The following is a 7,774-nucleotide window of genomic DNA, read 5'->3' as shown; positions in this document are numbered from 1 at the left end:
CCAAGAAGGGCTGCGACCAGGGCCAGTGCGGTGCCTGCACGGTCCTGGTCGACGGCCGCCGGTCCGTGTCCTGTCTGCAGCTCGCGGTGGCGGCCGAGGGGCGTGAGATCACCACCATCGAGGGCGTGGCCGACGGCGATCAACTGCACCCGGTGCAGCAGGCGTTCCTCGACCTCGACGGTTACCAGTGCGGTTACTGCACGCCGGGCCAGATCTGCTCGGCCATCGCGGTGATCGAGGAGCACGCGGCGGGCTGGCCCAGCGCCGCCACCGACGACATACGCCCCGACGCGGGACCGCCACCGCTGACGCCGGAGGAGATCCGGGAACGGATGAGCGGCAACCTGTGCCGTTGCGGCGCGTACGTGTCGATCGTCCAGGCCGTGGCCCGCGCCGCCGAGGCCAAGGGGGCGGCGGCATGAGGGAGTTCGGCTACCAGCGCGCCTACGACGTCTCCGGCGCCGTGGCGCTCCTCGAAGGCGACGGGGAAGCCCGTTTCCTGGGCGGCGGCACCAACCTCGTCGACCTGATGAAGACCGGCGTCGAGCGGCCCGCCCTGCTCGTCGACGTCCGCGAACTGCCCCTGGACCGCATCGAGCCGACCGGCGACGGCGGACTGCGCATCGGTGCCACGGTCACCAACAGCGACCTCGCCGCGCACTCCGAAGTCCGGCGCCGCTACCCGGCGTTGGCGCAGGCGGTGCTGGCCGGGGCCTCCGGGCAGCTGCGCAACATGGCCACCGTCGGCGGGAACCTGCTCCAGCGCACCCGCTGCGGCTACTTCGCCGACGTCACCTCCGCCTGCAACAAGCGCAACCCCGGCAGCGGCTGCCCCGCCCTCACCGGTGAGCACCACAATCACGCCATCCTGGGCGCCTCCGGCCACTGCGTGGCCACGCACCCCTCCGACATGGGCGTGGCGCTCGCCGCCTTCGACGCCGTCGTGTCCTACGAAACGGCCGACGGGCCGGGGGAGTTGCCGCTCGCCGACTTCTACCTGCCCGTGGGGGAGACCCCGCATCTGGAGACGGCCCTGCCGCCGGGCGCGCTGATCACCGCCGTCACCCTGCCGCCCGCCCCGGTCGCGGCCCGCTCCCGCTACCGCAAGGTGCGCGAGCGTGCCTCGTACGCCTTCGCCATCGGCTCCATCGCCGCCGCCCTCGACGTCCAGGACGGTCTCGTACAGGACGTACGCCTGGCCTTCGGAGCGGTCGCCTCCCGCCCCTGGCGGGCCCGCGCGGCCGAACGCGCCCTGATCGGGGCCCGAGCCGACGCCGAGAACTTCGCGGCCGCCGCGGACGCCGAACTGGCCGATGCGAAACCGCTGCCCCACAACGGATACAAGGTGACCCTGATGCGCAACCTCGTCGTGGCCGTGCTCAGTGAACTCGCCGAGGAGGCCACCCGATGACCACCGCCACCCGAGGCTCCGTCGGCACCTCCCACACCCGGGTCGAAGGCCGCGACAAAGTCACCGGCGCCGCCCGCTACGCCGCCGAGATTCCCTTCGCCGAACTCGCCCACGGCTGGCTGGTCCTGTCCACCGTCGCCCGCGGCCGCATCCGCGCCGTGGACACCGAACCCGTCCTCGCCATGCCCGGTGTCCTCACCGTGCTCCACCACCACAACGCCCCGCGCGTCGACAGCGACTACGTCGGCCTGCTGGGTGCCCGGCCTGACCCGACGGTCGCCCTCTTCCAGCACGACCGGGTGGCCCACATGGGCTGGCCGGTGGCGCTGGTCGTCGCCGAGACGTCCGAGCAGGCCAGGGAGGCCGCCGAGGCCCTCGTCGTGACGTACGACGACGAGCCGCACGACGTCGCGTTCTCCGCCGAGCGCCAGACCGAGGCGTATCCGGTCGACAGCCATGCGCCGGCCGTGGTGGAGAAGGGCGACCTGGACGCCCAACTGGGCTCCTCCGCCGTCGTGGTGGACGCGGAGTACACCACTCCGGAGGAGTACCACAACCCGATGGAGCCGCACGCCGCGACGGCCCTGTGGGAGGGCGGCCGGCTGGAGGTCGTCGACTCCAACCAGGGCACGATCTGGGTCGCCGGCGAGCTCGCGAACCTGTTCTCCCTCGACCCCGCCTCCGTGCGGGTGCGCTCCGAGCACGTCGGCGGCGGCTTCGGCAGCAAGGGCGTCCGCGCGCACCAGGTGGCCGCCGTGATGGCCGCGACCGTCCTGCAACGCCCGGTCCGGGTCGTCATGACCCGCCGGCAGATGTTCTCGCTCGCCGGCTACCGCAGCCCCACGGCCCAGCGGGTCAGGCTCGGCGCCGACGCGGACGGGCGGTTGCGCGCCCTGGAGCACCAGTCGCTGAACATGACCTCGTCCGTGCACGAGTTCGTGGAGCCGAGCGCCGCGGCCTCCCGGTCGATGTACGGCGCCGACGCGCATCACACGGCCAGCCGGATCGTGCGGCTCGACGTACCCACCCCGACCTGGATGCGGGCCCCGGGGGAGGCGCCCGGCTCGTTCGCGCTGGAGTCGGCGCTGGACGAGCTCGCGGAGCAGTGCGGCATCGACCCGATCGAGCTGCGCGTGCGCAACGAGCCCGAGCGCGGCCCGGTGTCGGGGCTGCCGTTCAGCAGCCGCAACCTGATCGCCTGCTTCCGGGAAGGCGCCCGCAGGTTCGGCTGGGCCGACCGGGACCCGCGGCCCGGCGTGCGCCGCGACGGCCGCTGGCTGCTCGGCACGGGCACCGCGGCGGCCTCCTTCCCCTCGGGAGCCATGCCCTCCACGGCGGCCGTCACCGCGGAGGCGGACGGCACCTTCACGGTGGGGGTCAACGCCGCGGACATCGGCACCGGCGCCCGGACCGCGCTCACCCTCGTCGCCGCCGACGCGCTGGGCGTGCCGACGGACCGCGTCCGGGTGCGCCTCGGGGACAGCGACCTCGGTCCGGCCATGATCGCCGGCGGTTCGATGGGCACCCGCTCCTGGGCGTGGGCCGTCACGACCGCCGCCGAGGAACTGCGGCAGAGCCTCGCGCCGGGCGCCGACATTCCGCCCGAGGGCATCACCGTACGGTCGAACACGGCCGAGGCCATCGGCGCCCTCGCCCAGAAGGAACGGCACTCCTTCGGGGCGCAGTTCGCCGAGGTCGCCGTCGACCCGGCCACCGGTGAGGTCCGGGTGCGCCGCATGCTGGGCATCTTCGCGGCCGGCCGGATCGTCAACCCGCTCACCGCCCGCAACCAGCTCGTCGGCGGCATGATCTGGGGCATCTCGATGGCCCTGCACGAGGAAGCCGTCCGGGACCGGGCCACGGGCGGTGTCTACGGCGCCGACCTCGCGGGCTACCACGTCGCCGCGCACGCCGACATCCCGCACATCGAGGCCGACTGGGTCGACGATCCCGACCCGGACGACCCGGTGGGCATCAAGGGCATCGGCGAGATCGGCATCGTGGGCGCCGCCGCGGCGGTCGTCAACGCCGTGTGGCACGCGACCGGCGTCCGCCACCGCCACCTGCCCATCCGCCCCGACCGTGTGCTGATGGCGGACGGCGATGCTTGACCTCGCCCGGCATCTGCACGAATGGGCCGAGGAGGGCCGGGACTTCGCCGTCGCCACCGTCGTGGCGGTCGGCGGCAGCGCCCCGCGCCCTCCCGGCGCCGCCCTGGCCGTCTGTGCCGACGGTACGGCCATCGGCTCGGTCTCCGGCGGCTGTGTGGAGGGCGCGGTGTACGACCTGTGCCTCCAGGCCCTCCAGGACAGGGAGACCCGTATCGAGCGGTTCGGCTACAGCGACGAGGACGCCTTCGCGGTCGGGCTGACCTGCGGTGGGGTCATCGACATCATGGTCACCCCCTACGACGCCGATGGTGCGGCCCAGACCGCCGCACTGTCGGCCGCCGCCCAGGGCGAGCCGGTCGCTCTCGCCCGAGTGGTCCACGGCCCGGCCGGCCTCCTCGGCCGGGCGGTGCTCGTACGCCCCGACGGCACCCACGCAGGCGGCCTCGGCGGCCACACCGAGCTGGACCGCACGGCGATCGCCGAGGCCCGCGCCCTGCTGGAGGCCGGCCGCACCGGCACGGTCGAGGTGTCCGAGGACGGCTCGCACTGCCCGGGCGGTCTCACCCTGCTCGTCGAGTCGGCCGTCCCACCGCCCCGCATGATCGTCTTCGGTGCGATCGACTTCGCTGCCGCCCTCGTACGCGCGGGCAAGTTCCTCGGCTACCACGTGACGGTCTGCGACGCCCGCCCCGTCTTCGCGACCAGGACCCGCTTCCCCGAGGCCGACGAGATCGTCGTCGACTGGCCCCACCGCTACCTGGCGAGCACGGACACGGACGCGCGGACGGTGCTGTGCGTGCTCACCCACGACGCCAAGTTCGACATCCCCCTGCTGACCGAGGCCCTGCGGCTGCCCGTCGCCTACGTCGGCGCCATGGGCTCCCGCCGCACCCACCAGGACCGCAACCGGCGGCTACGGGAGGCAGGCGTCGGCGAGCGGGAGCTGGCCCGGCTCAGGTCACCCATCGGCCTCGACCTGGGCGCCCGTACGCCCGAGGAGACCGCGCTGTCCATCGCGGCCGAGATCGTCGCCGCGCGGCACGGCGGCACGGGACGGCCGCTCACCGGCGCGGAGACCCCGATCCACCGGGACGAGCGGGCGTCCGGGCCGCTGCCGCAAGCGGTCTGAGCGGTGCCCTCGCCGACGGCACGCCGGAGCCGACGAGATGCGGAGCCGAGGACACTGCGGAGCCGACGACATGCCGAAGGGGCCGCGGCCGGTGACGGCCGCGGCCCCTCCATGGCACCGCGCGCGAGCGGGTCAGGCAGCGGCCGGCTCCGAGGCGTGGCCGTGCAGACGGGCGATGACCTCGGTCAGCTGCGCGGCGACCTCGGCGTCGTCGGCCGGGTGCGTCTCGGCGAAGCGGGTCATCGAGCCGGGGATGGACAGCTTGACGTCCTCCAGCACCTTGCCGCCGGCCACGCCCACGGACTTGCGGGTCTCGTCGTGCGCCCAGACACCGCCGTACTGACCGAACGCGGTGCCGACCACGGCCACCGGCTTGCCGTTGAGGGCGCCGGCACCGTACGGGCGGGACAGCCAGTCGATGGCGTTCTTCAGGACGGCCGGGATGGTGCCGTTGTACTCGGGCGTGAACAGGATCAGGGCGTCGGCGGCGTTGGCGGCCTCACGCAGCTTCGCGGCGGCAGCCGGTACGTTGCCCTCGACGTCGATGTCCTCGTTGTAGAAGGGGATCTCCGCCAGCCCCTCGAACAGCTCCACCTCCGCACCCTCGGGGGCGAGCTTGACGGCGGCCTCGGCGAGCTGGCGGTTGTGCGAACCTGCGCGAAGGCTGCCGACGAGGGCGAGGATACGAACAGACATGCTGACTCCCACGTAGTGAAGGACGGCTCCGAAACACTGCCGTTACGATCCGGACCAGGGTCCGTTTATTGTTCTAGCATCCTAACCGGACCGCGGTCCAGTTTTGTTCCCGATGCTTTACGCTGGCTTCATGGCCACCGTCCCACCCCCCTTCCCGACGCCCCAGGAGTCCGTCGGCCATCCTGAGCTGCTCCAGCTGGGCACCGCCCTGGAGCCCGACGAGCCGTGCCTGCGAGCCGACGCCGCGCGCAACCGGGCCCGGCTGCTGGAGGCCGCCGCGCGGCTGGTGGCGGAGCGCGGCGCGGACGCCGTCACGATGGAGGCGGTGGCCGCCGAGGCCCGCGTGGGCAAGGGCACGGTCTTCCGCCGGTTCGGCGACCGCACCGGCCTGCTGACGGCGCTGCTCGACCACTCCGAGAAGAAGTTCCAGGCCGCCTTCCTCGCCGGGCCGCCGCCGCTCGGCCCCGGAGCGCCGCCCGTGGAGCGGCTGCGCGCGTTCGGCCACGCGATGCTGCGCCGCTCGGCCGACGAACTGGAGCTGCAGCTGGCGGCCGAGCCGGGCGCCAGCCGCCGCTTCACCGCCCCGCCCCGCCGGGTGCTGCGCCACCACGTGGCCATGCTGCTGCGCCAGGCCGTTCCGGAAGCGGACTGCGAACTGCTCTCCCACACGCTGATGGGCCAGCTCGACCCGGCGCTGATCCACCACCTGACCAGGCAGTGCGGGATACCCATGGCCCGCCTGGAGGACGCCTGGGCCGACCTCGTCGACCGGGTGACGGGCACGGCCACGGGCGGCTGAGCGCCCGCCCGTGGCTCCCGTGACCGCTCACGGCTTCCTCGCAACTCCCCCGCCCGACAGGCGTATTGGGGCTTCTGCCAAGATGCCGTACGTCATGGTGCAGATACCCAAAACGCCCGCGCCCCCGTCGCCCGCACCGCTGCGCTCCGTGCCCACGAGCGCCGATGTGGCCCGCCTGGCCGGCGTCTCGCGCGCGACCGTCTCCTACGTCCTCAACAACACCAGCGCCGTACGGATCAGCGAGCCCACCCGCCGCCGGGTCCACGAGGCCGCGAAGGAACTCGGGTACGTCCCGCACGCGGCGGCCCGCAGCCTGCGCGCCGGGCACAGCCGTATGGTCCTGATCCCCGCGCCGACCTTCCCCGTCGGCCCGCTCTACAGCCGGTTCCTCGCCGACCTCCAGGGTGCGCTCGGCAGCCTGGACTACACGGTGGTGCAGTACGGCACCGGCGGCCCGCACGGCGACGAAGCCGCCCGCGCCTGGGCCGAACTGCGGCCCGTGGCGGTGCTCATGCCCGGTTCCGGGCTCGGCCCGCGCGGGGTGGCGGTGCTCAAGCGCTCGGGGGCGCGGGCCGTGGTCACCCTCGGCCCCGAGACCATCGAGGGCGCGCACGCCCTGCTCATGGACCACGACGTGGTCGGCCACAGCGCGGGCTCTCACCTCTACGACCGGGGCAGGCGCCGTATCGGCGTCGTCGTCCCGCAGGAACCCGGCCTGGAGGCGTTCTCCACGCCCCGGCTCGCCGGTGTGCGCGCGTCCCTGCGGGGCACCGACGCCACCGTGACCGAACTGCCCCTCGCCTACGACGAGGAGGCCGCCGCCCGCCTCGCCGCCCGCTGGCGGGGCCTCGGCCTGGACGCGGTGTTCACCTACAACGACGAGTACGCGATGCTGCTCATGCGGGCCCTGCAGGACGAGGGCATCCGCATCCCCGAGGAGACGGCCGTGATCGGCGCCGACGACCTGATGCTCGGCCGGCTGCTGCGGCCGCGGCTCAGCACGGTCCGCCTGGAACTGCCCTCCGGCCGGGAACTCGCCGAACTGGTCGACCGCGCCGTACGCAAGCCCGGTACCGAGCCGGAGACGCACAAGGTGCTCGGCGCGACGGTACTGCACCGCGAGTCGAGCTAGCCGACCCTGCCGGGTGCGGCTCGTCGGCTTCACACGGCAGCCGGTCGGGTTCGCATGGCCACTGCTCGGGTTCGCGGGTGGCCGGTCGGGTTCGGATGGCCACTGCTCGGGTTCGCGGGTAGCCGGTCGGGTTGGGGTGGCGGCGGTTTCGTTCGCGTGGCCACCACTCGGCTTCGCTTGGCAGCCGGTCGGGTGCGCGCGGCAGTTGCTCGGAGATCCCGCGGTCACGGTCGGGGATTCCCCGGTCAGCGCTCGGGATCGCGCGGCAGGGGTCCGGTTCGTGCGGCGACCGGTCGGGTTCGCGCAGCCACCGCTCGGCAGCGACTCGGGATCGCCGGTCGGTTCGCGCGGCGACCGATCCGGACCGGGGCCCGCGATCCGGACCGCGCGGCCCCCGGCTCGCACCGCGCGTCCCCCGGCCCAGACCGCACGGGCCTCGGCTCGCACCGCGCGTCCCCCGGTCCAGACCGCACGGGCCTCGGACCGCACCACGCTG

At 73.9% G+C, this 7,774-nt stretch carries 7 protein-coding genes (1 of these 7 cut by a window edge); 6 read left to right on the top strand and 1 reads right to left on the bottom strand.

Going from position 1 to position 7,774, the window contains the following annotated elements; all coding sequences use genetic code 11:
* The 4 genes in view from CCL05_RS18245 to CCL05_RS18230 are tightly spaced (each overlapping or abutting the next) and all read left to right on the top strand, a layout consistent with a single transcriptional unit that may run on beyond the window.
* Positions 1-422, top strand: partial view of a 2Fe-2S iron-sulfur cluster-binding protein gene (locus CCL05_RS18245; protein ID WP_244204315.1) — the 3' portion only. Its footprint begins 40 nt before the window's first position; only the last 422 of its 462 coding nucleotides appear in the window; its start codon lies beyond the left edge, outside the window; its stop codon occupies positions 420-422.
* Positions 419-1,411 carry an FAD binding domain-containing protein gene (locus CCL05_RS18240; protein ID WP_086561564.1) on the top strand — a complete coding sequence of 331 codons (993 nt, stop codon included), beginning with the start codon at positions 419-421 and terminating at the stop codon, positions 1,409-1,411. The genes CCL05_RS18245 and CCL05_RS18240 overlap by 4 nt, the downstream gene beginning before the upstream one ends.
* Positions 1,408-3,522 (top strand): xanthine dehydrogenase family protein molybdopterin-binding subunit, encoded by a 2,115-nt coding sequence (locus CCL05_RS18235; protein WP_086561563.1) that lies wholly within the window; start codon positions 1,408-1,410, stop codon positions 3,520-3,522. Before CCL05_RS18240 ends, CCL05_RS18235 begins: the two co-directional genes overlap by 4 nt.
* Positions 3,515-4,651 carry an XdhC family protein gene (locus CCL05_RS18230; protein WP_086561562.1) on the top strand — a complete coding sequence of 379 codons (1,137 nt, stop codon included), beginning with the start codon at positions 3,515-3,517 and terminating at the stop codon, positions 4,649-4,651. Before CCL05_RS18235 ends, CCL05_RS18230 begins: the two co-directional genes overlap by 8 nt.
* 132 nt (positions 4,652-4,783) lie before the next feature.
* Here the strand turns inward: CCL05_RS18230 and CCL05_RS18225 are convergent, their stop codons facing one another.
* Positions 4,784-5,347: an NAD(P)H-dependent oxidoreductase gene (locus tag CCL05_RS18225; RefSeq protein ID WP_086561561.1), complete on the bottom strand. Its 564-nt coding sequence runs from the start codon at positions 5,345-5,347 to the stop codon at positions 4,784-4,786.
* Positions 5,348-5,477: 130 nt separating this feature from the next.
* Here CCL05_RS18225 and CCL05_RS18220 point away from each other — a divergent pair, with 130 nt between their 5' ends.
* Together CCL05_RS18220 and CCL05_RS18215 are read left to right on the top strand one after the other, a co-directional pair.
* On the top strand, positions 5,478-6,146 hold the full coding sequence (locus tag CCL05_RS18220) for a TetR/AcrR family transcriptional regulator (RefSeq protein WP_086561560.1): 669 nt from the start codon (positions 5,478-5,480) through the stop codon (positions 6,144-6,146).
* Between the two features lie 82 nt (positions 6,147-6,228).
* Entirely contained in the window at positions 6,229-7,278 is a 1,050-nt protein-coding gene (locus CCL05_RS18215; RefSeq protein WP_425275923.1) for a LacI family DNA-binding transcriptional regulator, read from the top strand.
* Positions 7,279-7,774 lie beyond the last annotated feature (496 nt).

This window comes from Streptomyces africanus, assembly GCF_002150735.1.
Classification (GTDB): domain Bacteria; phylum Actinomycetota; class Actinomycetes; order Streptomycetales; family Streptomycetaceae; genus Streptomyces; species Streptomyces africanus.
The sequence above is the reverse complement of the archived record's forward strand: the minus strand, read 5'-3'. Positions and strand labels throughout refer to the sequence as shown.